The sequence below is a fragment of the endosymbiont of Galathealinum brachiosum genome, from assembly GCA_003349885.1.
Classification (GTDB): Bacteria; Pseudomonadota; Gammaproteobacteria; order SZUA-229; family SZUA-229; genus SZUA-229.
Genome location: QFXC01000013.1, coordinates 335,783 through 350,718, shown reverse-complemented (window position 1 = coordinate 350,718; position 14,936 = coordinate 335,783). Strand labels below are relative to the sequence as shown.

The window sequence follows — 14,936 nt, the reverse complement described above, 5'->3', positions numbered from 1 at the left end:
TGAGGATTGATTATGAAAAATAATAAATTACTAGTGATGATTACGCTGATTGGATTTCATGTGATTTCTCAGGCTGCCGAGCTTGAAGCGAAATTAGGCTGGACCGACTACCAAAGACATGGGTTTGCCGTGAATGGTGTTGTTGATAAAGTACAGGTTAAAGTAGGAGAAAAAGTTAAAGAAGGTATGGTTCTGGCAAAATTGGGTATTACTCCGTTTAATTATCATATTAAAAAATGTCAGGCAAAATCAGATAAGTTTAATCCAGAAATATTTGATGCAAAAATTGAGTTAGATCAGGCGGAAGAATTATTTGAACGCACAGTATTGTCTGAAGTTGAGTTGCAAATAATAGATGGAAAATATAAAAAATTAATTGAAAGTCAGAAAGAAGTAAATGTTGAATGTTTATTAAGCCGTTGGCAGGCAAAACTTTCAGTATTAAAAGCAAGAGATTTTTCTTATGTGTTGAGCTCAAATATAACTGAAAGTATGGTTATTTCAGATGAAAATAAAACGGCAGTATTTATTGAGTTAGTGTCTGCGAAGCAGGCATCAGCAGTTTCTTTATTAAGCTATCAGCAAAAAACACAATTTAATATAGGTCAGGAAATAAAAGTTATTGTTGATCAACAGGCATTTCCAGCAAAGATTGAGTCTATTGCAATGCGACCGGATAAAGATAATAAATATAAATTAGAAGCTGTATTTTATTACACGAAAATGATTGAGCCCGAAAAACTGATTAAGCTTAATTATTAATTGAGTTTTTCCTGAACCTGTTAAAAGGTGATTTGAGCTATTCTATTTGCTACACTCATTGAAAGTTTATAAAAAACAACAAAACGGCATAACCCCATATGAATGCAGTCATTAAAAAAAGCGATAAGAAGCTAGATATAATTGAGGTGCTTAATTGGCTTGAAAAAGACGGCATGGTGACCAGTGAAAATGCACATATGCTGCGTACACTGGCGGTGGGTAAAGAATATCAGGAAAAAAATGCGTTATGTGTTATTGCAGAGCGTCAATGGATAGATCAAAGAAATGGCAGTAGTTTACTATCATTAGAGATTCTAACTACCTGGTTGGCAGATAAGGTGGGTATGCCTTATCACCGAATAGACCCTTTAAAAATTGAAGTCGCAAAAGTTACCTCTGTAATGTCATATGCGTATGCGGCTCGATTTAATATTTTACCTGTTTCTGTTGATGACAAGTTCATTACTATTGCTACAGCTGAACCGAATGTGAGTGAGTGGGAACAAGAGCTTTCCCGTATCAATAATAAAGAATTCAAACGGGTTATATCTAATCCTGAAGACATCTCTCGTTACCTTCTAGAGTTCTATACCGTTTCTAAATCAGTTAACCGGGCAGAGTCTGAAGCACTGGGAACCGGTAAGGAAATTGGTAACCTTGAAAGTTTAATGGAGCTAGGTCGTGCCGGAAAACTGGATGCGAATGATCAGCATGTAATTAATATTGTTGACTGGTTATTACAGTATGCCTTTGATCAGCGTGCCAGTGATATTCATCTTGAGCCCAGACGTGAACAGGGTAATGTGCGCTTCAGGATTGATGGAGTTATGCATCAGGTTTATCAGGTGCCCTCTACTGTTATGGCCGCGGTGTCTAGTCGAATTAAAATTTTGGGGCGCATGGATGTGGCTGAAAAACGTCGTCCCCAGGATGGACGCTTAAAAACACGAACACCGGATGGTATCGAGGTCGAATTGCGGTTGTCGACTATGCCGACTGCATTTGGTGAAAAGCTGGTAATGCGTATATTTGATCCAGAAGTGCTGGTTAAAAACTTTAGAGAACTGGGTTTCAGTCAGTCTGATGATGAACGCTGGCAATCAATGATTGAAAAGCCGAATGGAATTATTCTGGTAACCGGCCCTACCGGCTCGGGTAAAACAACGACACTTTATACCAGTTTGAAACAGCTGGCGAAACCGGAAGTGAACGTCTGTACAGTAGAAGATCCTATAGAGCTGGTGGAAAGTAGTTTTAACCAGATGCAGGTACAACATAATATAGGTCTGGATTTCTCAACAGGTGTGCGTACTTTGTTACGACAGGATCCAGATATCATTATGATAGGAGAGATTCGAGACAGGGAAACCGCTGATATTGCTATTCAGGCAGCATTAACTGGACATCTTGTCGTTTCTACTCTGCATACCAATGATGCACCATCTGCGGTCACCCGTTTAATGGAGGTAGGTGTGCCAGCGTATTTAATTCAGTCAACTATTCTGGGTATCATGGCTCAGCGTCTGGTGAGAGTATTGTGTCCCCATTGTAAGCAGGAGGCTGAAATAGATGAAGGGATCTGGAAATCATTGGTGAAACCCTGGAAGCCGGCAAAGCCTAAAAAGGTATTTAAACCGGTGGGTTGTCTGGAATGTAGAAATACCGGATTTATGGGGAGAATGGGGCTCTATGAGATGTTTACTTTCAGTCATAAGATTAAAGATCTGATTGTTGACGATATTAAAATGCAGGATCTGAAAAAACAGGCTATGGCTGAAGGCATGCGGCCATTACGGTTAAGTGGCGCACAGAAAGTTGCGGCAGGATTAACAACTGTCGAAGAAGTACTTAGAGTTGCTCCACCCGTTGAGCACTAATTAGAAAATGCTCAATTTTAAAAAAGGTGATAAATCCCTGTATCACCGAATTCTTAAAATTAGTCTTTAGTTGCGCAGGTCTTAATACCCAGTAATGGGTAAAGCGGGCAGAAACTAAATGCACCCGTCACCAAAGGAATTAAACCTAACCAGCCCCATGGAGTCTGTGGACCAATAAAAACCAGGCTTAAAACTGCCAGACCAACAATTACACGTAAAATACGATCGATTCCACCAACATTACACATAGTTACACCTCAGAAATAATTTATTAATAATGGGCTTATTTTGAGGGAGTTTAGGATGAGAGTATGTGATGAAGTCACATAAGATTATTATCTTTTATAAAGGGGTAATTGATACAGTAAATGCCACTTATTCTGGTCTATACTTTGACCATGTGAAAGGTGAGGGATTGAAACTAAATGAATAAATACAGTTACTTATGGAAAAGTGTATTACTCGTGGTCCTGGCTCTAGTGCTCTCAGCTTGTGATAATGATAATGGAGCATCAAAAGGCCCCCAGTATTCAGTAAAATCAAATGATCAGGAAGATAAAACTTATTATCTGGCTATCCATCCATTACATAATCCGAAAAAACTAATACAGGCATACCAGCCCCTGGTTAACTATCTTAATAAAAATATTGAAGATGTTAACTTTAAGCTGGAATCGTCCCGAGATTATCAGGCGTTTGAACATAAGTTTCGTGAACGTCACCCCGAGTTTATATTACCCAATCCCTGGCAAACACTAGAGGCTATGAAGGTGGGTTATAGCGTTATCGCGATGGCTGGTGATGCACAGGATTTCAAGGGAATTTTTATAGTCCGTAAAGATAGTTTAATAACTAAAATAACAGACCTTAAGGGGAAAACGGTAAGTTACCCATCTCATACAGCTTTAGCTGCCTGCATAATGCCTCAGTATCATTTACATGAACGGGGTATAGATGTGAATAAAGATATAAATAATAATTACGTTGGTTCGCAGGAATCTGCCATTATGAATGCGTATCTAAAACAGTCTGATGTCGGTGTTACCTGGCCCCCGCCATGGCGTTTGTTTCAGCGAGATCATCCAGAGGAAGCAGCTGAGCTTACTCTGGTCTGGGAAACAGCTCCTCTTATGAATAATTCTGTGATGGTTCGTGATGATATCCCCGATGTACTTGGAAAGCGTGTACAGCTTTTACTTATGAACCTGAAGAATAGTCCGGATGGGCTCGCTGTTTTGAAAAACATGTCAACATCAAAATTTCATCAGGCAAATGATTTATCCTATGCGCCTGTTAGAGAGTTTGTTAAAAACTTCGAAGCAAAAGTTCGGCCAGTAGAGCAAAAATGATTGTAAATAAAATCTGGCCGTTTTTAACAAAAAGTGTACGACGACAACTCGTTCTGGGTGTTGTAATGGTGCATGCAGTTTTAATGTCACTTTTTATTCTGGATGTTAGTTTACGACAACAGGATGTATTACTAAATGAGCAGGTATCTTATGCAACTGCACTTGCTAAAAGTGTAAGTACATCATCAGGTGGCTGGTTATTATCACATGATGTGACCGGTCTTCAGGAAATTATCGATGCGCAAAGATCCTACCCTGAATTAAATTTTGCTATGGCTGTTGATGAAAAAGGTCTGATTCTTGCCCATACTGATCGTCAACGAAGAGGTCAGTTTATAACTGATTTACCTGATAGATTAGAGCTTACTATTCTCTTTCAAACAGCTGAGTTAGTTGATGTAGTTACACCGGTAATTGTAGCCGAAGAGCATGTAGGCTGGATTCGAATTGGTATTGCTCAACATACAACTCAGGAGCAGATTAAAAATATAGTTATAGATGGTGTAATTTATGCGTTAGTGGCAATTGTTGTGGGCATGGTGCTCGCAAATATAATGGGTATACGATTAACCCGAAAATTATATGGCATTCAGGAAGTGGCTACTGATATTGAAAAGGGGTTACAAACCGATCGTCGAGCACCTGCACAGGGTACTGATGAAGCTGCCCAGCTTGCTCGTCAGTTCAATAGAATGCTGGATACCTTAGAGCAACGTGAAAAGGAAATTATTACTACCCATAATGCATTACATAAAAGTGAGGCAAGATATTCTCGCTCTCTTCGTGGTTCAAATGATGGTTTATGGGAATGGAATATTCCTGAAGACTATGTTTATTATTCACCGCGCTGGAAAAGTATGCTGGGTTATGACGACGATGAACTGGAATATACTTTTGAAACCTGGGAAAGGTTGACTCATTCTGATGATATAGAAAGGGTTAAGTCAAAAATTAAACAATGTATGGATGGGCTTGCACGTAAATTTGAAGTTGAATTTCGTATGCAACATAAAAATGGAAGCTGGGTTTATGTGCTTTCTCGTGGTGAACTGGAAAGAGATAAAGATGGCACGCCTAAACTTATGAGCGGAACACATGTTGATATTACAAAACGTGTAGAGGCTGAAAAGTTAATACACCAGCAACAACTTGAACAACAGCATATTATCGAGTCCATGCTCGAAACTTTAATAACTGTGAATGAAAATGGAGATATACAAAATATTAACCATGCAGGTGAACTTTTGTTCGGTTATGACAATGAGGAATTAAAGAATAAGGAGTTAAAGTATCTGATTTCAGATGTAGATGTGATTAAACATTACCTGAATAAATCCGGTGATTATATTTCTGAGTCTGGTTTAGAGGTAATAACTCAAAACAAAAAAGGTGAAAACCTTCGTATTCTTTGCTCTGTTACAGATTTATCTGAAGTTGCCGGAGAAAAGCAGCGTTATATTATTTCATGTCATGATGTTACAAGGCTTAAACAGCAGGAAGAACTCTTAAGGCATAGTCAAAAAATGGAAGCTTTGGGTAAACTGACTGGAGGCATTGCTCACGATTTTAATAATATGTTAAGTGTTATTCTGGGTTATTCAGAATTATTACAAAATGTAATTAATGAATCATCAACAGAATACAGGTACATCAAGGAAATTAACACGGCAGGTGAAAGAGCTAAAAAACTGACGGGTAATCTACTTGCTTTTTCGAGAAAAAAAGCAGCCACTGAAGAATTAGTTGATCTTAATCAGTTACTTCACGATGATAAAAATATGTTAGCGAAAACGTTAACTGTTCGTATTCATCTTGATCTGCTGCTCGAGGAGTCTATCTGGCCGATTGTACTGGATAAAAGAAGCCTGGAGGACGCGATTCTTAATTTATGTATTAATGCGATGCATGCCATGCCTGAAGGTGGAACATTAACTATATCAACGAAGAATATAAAACTTGAAATTTCAGATGTAAGTGGCTTTGATGTAATGCCGGGTGAATATGTATTATTAGTAATAAAAGACACCGGTACAGGAATGGATGATAAAACGCGTGAGAATATGTTTGATCCATTTTTCACAACAAAGGGTGATATGGGGACAGGGTTGGGATTAAGTCAGGTTTATGGATTTGTTAAACAGGCTAAAGGCCTGGTTAATGTAAATACAAAAATAGATAGAGGAACGGAAATATTAATTTATTTTCCTCGCGCTAAACAATCGACACTATCAAGTTTAGATTCTTCTTCTGTTGCTGCAGTAATGCCAGGTAAGGGGGATGAAACTATTTTAGTGGTAGATGATGAATCATCTATATGCTTGCTTAATAGAGAGATATTGTCATCACATGGATACTGTGTATTAATCGCTAATAGCGGGAAAGAAGCGTTAGAAATACTAAAAAAAGAAAAAGTGGACTTGCTGCTTTCAGATGTGATTATGCCTAATATGGATGGTTATCATCTAGCGTCTTTGGTTCAAAAACTATATCCAGAAGTCATAATTCAGATATTAAGTGGTTATGATGATGATCAGGAGTTTTCTTCAGAAGTAACTGATTTGTATAAGCAGAAACTGGTTAAACCGGTTGATGTTGTTGAGTTGTTGAAAACAATACGTACGAAGCTGGATGATAAATAAAGCAGTTTTTGAACATGAGCTATTCAGCTATTTTCTGTAAGTCACTCTTATTGGTTATTCTTATACTTCCTCGCTGAAGAGAAATTATGTCTTTGCGTTCAAACTCTTTTAGCTGTCTGCTAATCACTTCCCGAGCACTACCTAACTCAGTCGCCAGTGTCTGATGGGTTGTTTCAATGGTCTCTGAATTGGTGCTTAAATTTAATAATAAACGTGCAAGGCGAATATCTATATGGCCAAAGCTTAAGTTTTCAACCAGATTAATGACGTCACTGAGCCGCTGAGCATATTGATCAAAAATTATTTTTCTGAATTTATCAGACTCAGCCAGAGCTTTATTAAAAACGGGCAGAGGAATCATCAGTGCAGTGGAATCAGTTTCAGTTACGCCTTCTGCAGGATACGGGTTGCTTGCGAATAAACAGGCGGTGGTTAACGTGCACGATTCACCTTTTTTTACACGATATAAAATAATTTCACGACCATTCTCTGCACGACTAAATACTTTAACTGAGCCATCTAAAACCAGTAAGTAATTTTTACACGAATCTCCCTGACGAAAAACCGTGCTATTTGCAGGTACGGTAACTTTTTGAGATTGACTATTTATATACTCAAACTCTTTTTGTTGAAGTAATTCTTCAAGTGAAATATCAATATCAGTCATTAACTTCTATACCAGTGTTTAGTTAACACAGTCATCACTTTGTCCGGGTAAACCCATGAGCCAAGGCTACCATTATATCGGGCCAGGGCACGACGAATATTTCCTTTTTCTATATCCATATAATACTTAAGAATAGTGCATCCCATGCGTAAATTGGTATCTATGTCCATCAGGTTGTCTTGTGGGTGACCAATTTCTTTTAACCAGAAAGGCATAACCTGCATCAGGCCCTGAGCACCGGACCGGGAGATAGCAAAGTGGTCGAAGCGGCTTTCAATGTCGATTAAAGCAATAATTAATTCAGGTGGTAAAGCAACACGGCTGGCTTCACGGTGTATGCTGCGAAGTAGTTTTAAACGGGTTTTTGAGTCTTCAATGCGAATTTTTAATCGTGTCGACATATCAAGTAACCAGACTTCGGCATGAAATCGGTCTTCGAAGCTACTAGACTGGTTGATAGCAGAAATAAGGCGCTTGCGAAGTTCCGGGTCAACGACTTGTGTCGAATTTGCATTTGGTAATGCCAGAGTAAAAATAAAAAAAAGTAAAAATAACCGGAACACGTTGTTACGAAATCCGGCGTTCATAAAATTAATTTTATTTAAATACGTCATTACACTTTTGTTGTATTTCTCTGATTACCTTAATATTACTGTTTTTTGTTTAATAAAAATTCAACAATGTTATCCAGCTCAACTTCCTGTTTGTCTTCATCCGTTCTACCTTTGTATTCTATTTTAGCATCATCCAGACCGCGTTCACCTAATACCAGACGATGAGGTATACCAATTAATTCAATATTAGCCAGCATTGAACCCAGACGCTCTTTCTGATCAAACATCAGTACTTCTAATCCTGCATCGGATAATTCTTTATATAACTTTTCCGCTGCATCTTTTAATCGTTCAGATTTCTGCATATTAATTGGTGCTAGAGCCACATCGAAAGGTGCTATGTTCTGTGGCCAGATAATGCCGTTATCATCATTGTTCTGTTCAATCGCAGCAGCTACAACACGAGTTATACCTATACCATAACAGCCCATAGTCATTGTTTTCTTTGAGCCATTTTCATCAAGCACAGTAGCCTGTAGTTTTTCGCTGTATTTATCACCCAATTGAAATATATGTCCTACTTCAATGCCTCGAACAATGGAAAGAGTGCCTTCTCCATCCGGGCTGTTATCACCTGCGACGACATTACGTAAATCAGCCGTAATGGGTTCTGCAATATCGCGACCCCAGTTTACTCCCTGTAGGTGTTTACCATCTTCATTGGCACCACAGACAAAGTTTGCGACATGTGCCGCATTATGGTCTGCAATAACGGTGATTTTCAGGTCAGGACCAACCGAACCAGGTGCGCAACCGGCTGCTGCTTTTACCTGCTCTTCGGTAGCAAAATTTAATGGTGAGGCAATCTGTTCCAGGTGTTCGGCTTTAATTTCATTGAGTTCATGATCACCACGTAACACCAGAGCAACGACTGAATTTTCTTCAGTTCCTTCAACTAAGAGTGTTTTCAAACATTGGCTGGCATTTATACCCAGAAATTCAGATACTTCTTCGATACTGTGTTTGCCGGGAGTATCAACGACAGTTTTCTCTTCACTGGCATCCGCTCGTTTATCCTGTGGAGGAAGCGCAGTGGCTTTTTCTATGTTAGCGGCATAATTTGAACCACTGGAAAATGCGATAGCATCTTCGCCGGAATCTGCAAGTACATGAAATTCATGTGATCCAGAGCCGCCAATGGAGCCCGAGTCAGCCATTACCGGTCTGAAATCCAGTCCAAATCGGGTAAAGATATTGGTATAGGCCTGATGCATCTGATCGTAAGTTTGCTGTAATGATTCCTGATTGATATGAAAAGAGTAGGCATCTTTCATAATAAACTCACGGGAGCGCATTACACCGAAGCGTGGGCGAATTTCATCACGAAATTTAGCCTGTACCTGATACCAGGTAATCGGTAACTGCTTATAACTGGATAGTTCACGACGTGCCAGATCAGTAATAATTTCTTCGTGGGTAGGGCCCAGACAAAATTCTCGCTGATGACGATCATGTAAACGTAAAAGTTCAGGACCGTATTCATCCCAGCGGCCAGACTCCTGCCATAACTCAGCTGGCTGAACACCGGGCATCAGTACTTCCAGAGCATTAACTTTTTCCATTTCATCACGCACGATATTTTCGACTTTACGTAATACTCGAATACCCAGTGGAAGCCAGGTATATAAACCAGACGCCAGACGACGAACCAGACCGGCTCGTAACATTAACTGATGGCTGATAATTTCGGCATCAGCAGGAGTTTCTTTAAGGGTTGAAAGTGGAAAATTTGATACGCGCATTGAGCTTGACCTGTAATTGGATAAAATGCCTACTTAAATTACCATAATAAACAGTAATCAAATCAGGATATTTGAATTGCAGGGGATTTTACAAAACTATTGGGGTGTCGTGAATAAGAATCTACAGCTTATGTGGATAATATTGCTATTTTACGTGCTTTTTATGCCAGTTACTTCATATGGAGTGACAGAAATTGATTCGGCAGCAATTTTTATAGAGAAAGCCAGAAAGCAGAAGTTGAGTGAAAAAACAGCCTGGTTGAATCTACTGCATTATAAAAGTACTTTTTTGGGCGGTTATGAAAGTCAGGTTGATGGGCGTGATTTCTTTCTCGCTGAAAATGGCGCTTATGATGCCCAGGCTGAGTTAGAGGCTGACATACGTGGTTTCTTTAGTTATAAAACATCAGCTCATCCTCGTTGCCTGTTTCCAGCCAGATTTCACTGGTTAGATGCCCGGTTGAATTTCAGTCATTTATTGCCTGAAATGGAATGCGGGAAGTTGAAAAACTGGCAGGAAAAAATCAAAGGCTCACAGATTACCTTATTATTTCCCAGTATGTATCTGGAAAACCCGGCATCTATGTTTGGTCATACCTTCATTCGTTTTGATCGTCCTGATAATAACCATCTGCTTAGCCAGACTTTAAGTTATGCCGCATCACACGTTGAGTCAGATAATCTACTGGTCTATTCATGGAAAGGTATTACAGGTGGGTATCAGGGGCGGTTCTTTTTACAGGCATATTATGAAACGTTACAGGAATACAGTGATATTGAGCAACGGGATATCTGGGAATATAAATTAAATTTAAATAAAGAGGAAATAGATCAGTTAATTAGACATTTATGGGAGGTTAGGGGGATTCATTTTGATTACTTCTTTTTCCGTGAAAATTGCTCATATCGACTATTAGCACTGCTAGATGTGGCAAGGGAAAATATAAATATGAGTATTGATGCTCATCCGATTTATGCCGCGCCTGTTGATACGGTACGGGATATTGAGCAGGCAGGTTTGATTTCAGAAAGTCATTATCGACCAGCTGTTCATAATAAAATTTCTCAAATGTCAGAGCAAGTTGATCAAAGTGTGAGGGATGATGCTTTTGCACTGGCTAAAAATGAAATAACAATTTCTGATATATCGCATAAATATTCAGAAGATCAACAGGTACAGGTATACCAGTTAGCAGATGTCGTTCTGGATCAGTTTAAAGAACCTTCTGCTGAACAACAGTCTTTACAGTTTGATATATTAAGTTCACGTAGTCATTTGTCGATAAAAAAACATAAGTTTAATTTTGATACTATTCCGCCAGAATCATCTCACCTGTCCGCACGTTTACAATTATCAGCAGGAGAATATGATGTAGGAAATAAAGAGACTGAGCCATTTTATGAAATCGGAATACGCCCTGTATTTCATGACCTGTTAGATAAATCTGATGGGTTTGTTAATGGTGCATCGATTAGCATTTTAGAAGCTCAGTTTCGCTGGTATCAACGGCAGGAAAAGCTGAAACTGGAAAAATTAAATTTATTTTCACTTCAGTCAATTGTTGCCGTGAGTCCCTGGGCTACGCCGATTTCAAAAAAAATATCATTTCAGGTTAAACAACGAAATTTAACTGTAGACAGTGAGATTACAGAATTTGAATTTAAGTTTGCAATGGGATATAGCGCAGAAGTTAAAAGTGTTTTGATGTATGCACTGGCGCAGACCCAATTTGAATATGCTACTGAATTAGAAAATAATCATGCATTATATTTAGGTTTTAATACTGGGCTCTTGTGGGAGTTTGATAACTCAGTATTTTCAGGGCAAACAGAAATAGAATATCAATTATCTGGCGATGTATCAGGTGAAGAGGGAGGTATTCAAAAATTGAATGTGGGGGCTCAGTTTAATGTTGTAGATGATCATGCATTGAGATTTGAATATGAAATGACTGATTATGAAAAATTTGAAGTAAAAGAGCTGAAACTGAGCTATTTAATCTATTTCTAACATTGGTTTATGGTTTAGAAAATGCTGATTGATTCATGTCATATTTATTAAAAATTATTGTTATATGTTTAGTTGAATAACAATGCATATTATAAAATGAGCGTGTATAGGTAAACAGGTAGAGCCATTATCTGTCTATGCGCTTTCTGTTTAACACGTCAAATTACTGAATATTAGTTGTGACCTATGAAAATAGATACAATGTCTAAGTCAGTCAGTTTTGAAAGTTATCTCTCTCAACAGGGAGTAAGTCGCCGGTCGTTCCTGAAATATTGTGCTGCAATGGCTTCATTACTCGCACTGCCTGCTAGCGCAATTCCCGCCTTATCTGAAAAACTGCGTCATGCTGTTCGTCCATCCGTTATCTGGCTTTCTTTTCAGGAATGTACGGGTTGTACCGAGTCACTTACTCGCTCACATGCACCCACCATCGAAGAATTGATGTTTGACTACATTTCGCTTGATTATCACCATACCTTGCAGGCCGCTTCGGGTGAGGCAGCTGAACAGGCCCGAATAGACACAATGAATCATTCATATGGAAAATATTTATTGATAGTTGATGGATCGATTCCCATTGCTAATGGTGGTGTCTACTCAACCATTGCCGGTAGAACGAATCTGGATATTTTAAAAGAATGTAGCGCAGGGGCTGCTGCTGTAATTGCTGTTGGAAGTTGCGCTGCTTTTGGAGGTTTACCCGCGGCGGAGCCAAACCCGACAGGTGCGACAAGTGTAGCGAGTCTGATGGATATGAAACTTATTGCAGAAAAATACTTAGTTAATATTCCCGGTTGCCCACCACTTCCTGTCGCAATTAGTGGTGTGCTGGCTCACTATCTTGCTTTTGATAAATTTCCTGCTCTGGATGAGTTGAAACGCCCTGTTAATTTTTACGGTAATACAGTGCATGAGCGTTGCTCCCGATATCATTTTTATAAAGAAGAGAAATTCGCTGAAAGTTTTGATGATGAAGGTGCGCGTAAAGGCTGGTGTTTGTATAAGCTAGGATGTAAAGGTCCGGTTACTCATAATGCCTGTGCAGTTCATAAATGGAATAAGGGAACCAGTTTTCCTGTTGAGTCAGGCCATCCCTGTATAGGTTGTTCTGAACCTGATTTCTGGGACAGGGGCGGTTTATATCAAAGTATGGATGATATTGCATTTGCTTTTAAACCTGTGAATGAAACAACTGATAGTGCAGTAGAAGAAGGTCGTAATCTTTATCAGGATAATTGTGTTTATTGTCACTCTACTAATGCTTCTGAGTTTGAAGTTGATGCTGAAAATATTTCTAAATTACTTCGTGACAACAGCATTCGAGCACATCGACGACTCGAATTTTCTAACGATCAGATTAAAATTCTGGAAGCGTATTTAAAGTCAACAAAGTAACAGGGGTAAGTATGAATATTCATTTTTATCAATGCTTAATGATTATATCAATAATTTCATTAATATCCTGCTCTGTACATAAAGTTGAACAGCAAGTATTAGCTAAAAACAATGACCCTGTATCAACAAAAAAAATGAAACGGGGTGAGCGTGCTTTTTCTATTTATGATGTTGATAAAAATGGATTGTTAAGTAGGGATGAGTATTATTATTTTGAGAAGCATATTGAGGATAAAGTAAAACTTGCAAGAGGAAAAAAAAAGCAGTCATTACCTCTATTAAGATTTGAAGAAGTTGATAGTGATAAGGATGGATTCATAAATGAAGATGAAATGATTAGTGCCTTAAATCTGCGTCTTCAAAAGCACAGACGCTATCGTTATAGGGGAGGGCAGAAGTAAACCGCTATTTACAACCAATAGTGGCACCGATCATTCTTGACTTTTATCCTGTTCAGTCAAAAAAACATTATGTAAACTCTAGTTTTTTCATGGATATATCATTCCCATGCCCTTAAATATTGATGACAGCCGTATTGCATTAGCTATTCCTCCCTTATTACGCCTGGCTTTTAGACCGCTTTTTCTGGGTGGCGTCCTGTTCTCTATTATCGCTATTGGATGGTGGACTTACTTCTGGGTAAGCCCTTCCACCTGGATGCCGCATGGAGGCCCCGTCTGGTGGCATGGGCATGAAATGTTGTTTGGTTTTGGCTCGGCTATCGTTGTCGGGTTTTTATTAACAGCAGTGCAGTCATGGACGGGTGTCATTGGTGTAAGAGGTAAACCACTTGCCGTATTAGCTTTAAGCTGGTTGCTGGGGCGCTTGCTTCTGGCATTTGGTTCGTCTTATGGTATAGCCGATTGGGCGATAGCGCTGGGTGACGTTAGTTTTCTATTACTCGCGACCCTCGCAATGGCTTATCCGGTCATAAAAGTAAAGCAGTGGCGCAATTTGATGTTTGTACCCATATTATTTGTTTTAAGTTTACTGAATGCCAGTGGTCATTGGGCGGTTATCTATAATCAACCGGATGTCGCTATTCATGCATTACACGGGACTATTATTCTATTCTCTTTAATTATTACTATATTAGGTGGCCGGGTCATACCCGCGTTTACAGCTAATACAACGCGTTGTATTAAAAAACCACCGATCAAAGGGCTGGAAATAATAAGCATTCTGAGCATTATTCTATTACTGATTATCGCATTCACTGGTTTTGATAGTGTGCCACCGATGTTTTTACTGATAACGTCAGTTATAGCTGCACTGGCAAATGGCTGGCGTTTTTCCCGGTGGGGATTTCAGCACTGTAAATCGGAGCCTTTATTATGGTCATTACATATGGCGTATATATTCATACCCCTGGGGTTTGGTCTGCTGGCACTTTATAGTCTGGGCTTAATGGGTAATATTAGTACTGCTTTACACAGTATTACGGTGGGAGCCATTGGTGGAATGATATTGGCAATGATATCAAGAGTGACATTAGGTCATACGGGGCGTCAGCTAAATCCACCGCGTTTAATAACTACGGCTTATTTATTTATTTTATTCGCAACAATTGTGCGTGTAACAATTCCCGCATGGCTGCCTGAGTTAACTCTCTGGGCAATTGGTATAGCGGGTGTGTTATGGGTGTTAGCATTTACTATATATATGTATTTTTATGCACCTATGCTGGTTACAGAACGGGCTGATGGTCGTCCCGGTTAACAAAAGTCAATTATATTTGTTAATAGCTCAATTATTATGACAGCTTATAGAATTTAATATGAGGTCAGAAAGATGAGTTGTTGTGGTAGCTGTGGAGGTCAGGACGCTGACAAGCCAAATGATCAGGATAAAAATAAAGAAAAAGAGCAGGAGTCTAGTCA

12 protein-coding genes are annotated in these 14,936 nt (G+C 39.0%); 8 read left to right on the top strand and 4 right to left on the bottom strand.

Features of this window, described 5'->3' with window-relative positions; genetic code table 11:
- Positions 1-12: 12 nt before the first annotated feature.
- Entirely contained in the window at positions 13-762 is a 750-nt protein-coding gene (locus DIZ80_14390; protein ID RDH81289.1) for a hypothetical protein, read from the top strand.
- Positions 763-860: 98 nt separating this feature from the next.
- Complete coding sequence (locus DIZ80_14385) at positions 861-2,639, top strand: type II secretion system protein E (protein ID RDH81288.1); 1,779 nt, start codon at positions 861-863, stop codon at positions 2,637-2,639.
- 59 nt (positions 2,640-2,698) lie between these two features.
- Here the strand turns inward: DIZ80_14385 and DIZ80_14380 are convergent, their stop codons facing one another.
- Entirely contained in the window at positions 2,699-2,887 is a 189-nt protein-coding gene (locus DIZ80_14380) for a DUF2892 domain-containing protein (protein RDH81287.1), read from the bottom strand.
- A gap of 177 nt (positions 2,888-3,064) precedes the next feature.
- On the opposite strand from DIZ80_14380, the gene DIZ80_14375 reads away from it, so the two are divergent.
- Positions 3,065-3,988 (top strand): phosphonate ABC transporter substrate-binding protein, encoded by a 924-nt coding sequence (locus DIZ80_14375; GenBank protein ID RDH81286.1) that lies wholly within the window; start codon positions 3,065-3,067, stop codon positions 3,986-3,988.
- A complete protein-coding gene (locus tag DIZ80_14370) occupies positions 3,985-6,627 on the top strand; it encodes a hypothetical protein (GenBank protein RDH81285.1) in 2,643 nt (880 codons plus the stop codon). Before DIZ80_14375 ends, DIZ80_14370 begins: the two co-directional genes overlap by 4 nt.
- A gap of 19 nt (positions 6,628-6,646) precedes the next feature.
- Here the strand turns inward: DIZ80_14370 and DIZ80_14365 are convergent, their stop codons facing one another.
- The 3 genes from DIZ80_14365 to DIZ80_14355 all read right to left on the bottom strand — a co-directional run bounded on the left by DIZ80_14365 (position 6,647) and on the right by DIZ80_14355 (position 9,650).
- Positions 6,647-7,294, bottom strand: coding sequence for a Crp/Fnr family transcriptional regulator (locus tag DIZ80_14365; GenBank protein ID RDH81284.1), 648 nt, complete (start codon positions 7,292-7,294; stop codon positions 6,647-6,649).
- The gene (locus DIZ80_14360) at positions 7,294-7,881 is read right to left on the bottom strand and encodes a transglycosylase (protein ID RDH81693.1); all 588 of its coding nucleotides are present in this window, start codon (positions 7,879-7,881) and stop codon (positions 7,294-7,296) included. Before DIZ80_14360 ends, DIZ80_14365 begins: the two co-directional genes overlap by 1 nt.
- A 62-nt stretch (positions 7,882-7,943) precedes the next feature.
- The gene (locus tag DIZ80_14355; protein RDH81283.1) at positions 7,944-9,650 is read right to left on the bottom strand and encodes a proline--tRNA ligase; all 1,707 of its coding nucleotides are present in this window, start codon (positions 9,648-9,650) and stop codon (positions 7,944-7,946) included.
- Between the two features lie 130 nt (positions 9,651-9,780).
- On the opposite strand from DIZ80_14355, the gene DIZ80_14350 reads away from it, so the two are divergent.
- The 4 genes from DIZ80_14350 (at position 9,781) to DIZ80_14335 (ending at position 14,775) form a co-directional block, all read left to right on the top strand.
- Positions 9,781-11,661 carry a hypothetical protein gene (locus DIZ80_14350; GenBank protein ID RDH81282.1) on the top strand — a complete coding sequence of 627 codons (1,881 nt, stop codon included), beginning with the start codon at positions 9,781-9,783 and terminating at the stop codon, positions 11,659-11,661.
- Between the two features lie 201 nt (positions 11,662-11,862).
- Positions 11,863-13,056, top strand: a complete 1,194-nt coding sequence (locus tag DIZ80_14345; GenBank protein ID RDH81692.1) for a Ni/Fe hydrogenase — start codon at positions 11,863-11,865, stop codon at positions 13,054-13,056.
- Positions 13,057-13,067: 11 nt separating this feature from the next.
- Positions 13,068-13,457 (top strand): hypothetical protein, encoded by a 390-nt coding sequence (locus DIZ80_14340; GenBank protein ID RDH81281.1) that lies wholly within the window; start codon positions 13,068-13,070, stop codon positions 13,455-13,457.
- A 106-nt stretch (positions 13,458-13,563) separates the two neighbouring features.
- A complete protein-coding gene (locus tag DIZ80_14335) occupies positions 13,564-14,775 on the top strand; it encodes an NnrS family protein (GenBank protein RDH81280.1) in 1,212 nt (403 codons plus the stop codon).
- Positions 14,776-14,936: the final 161 nt, after the last annotated feature.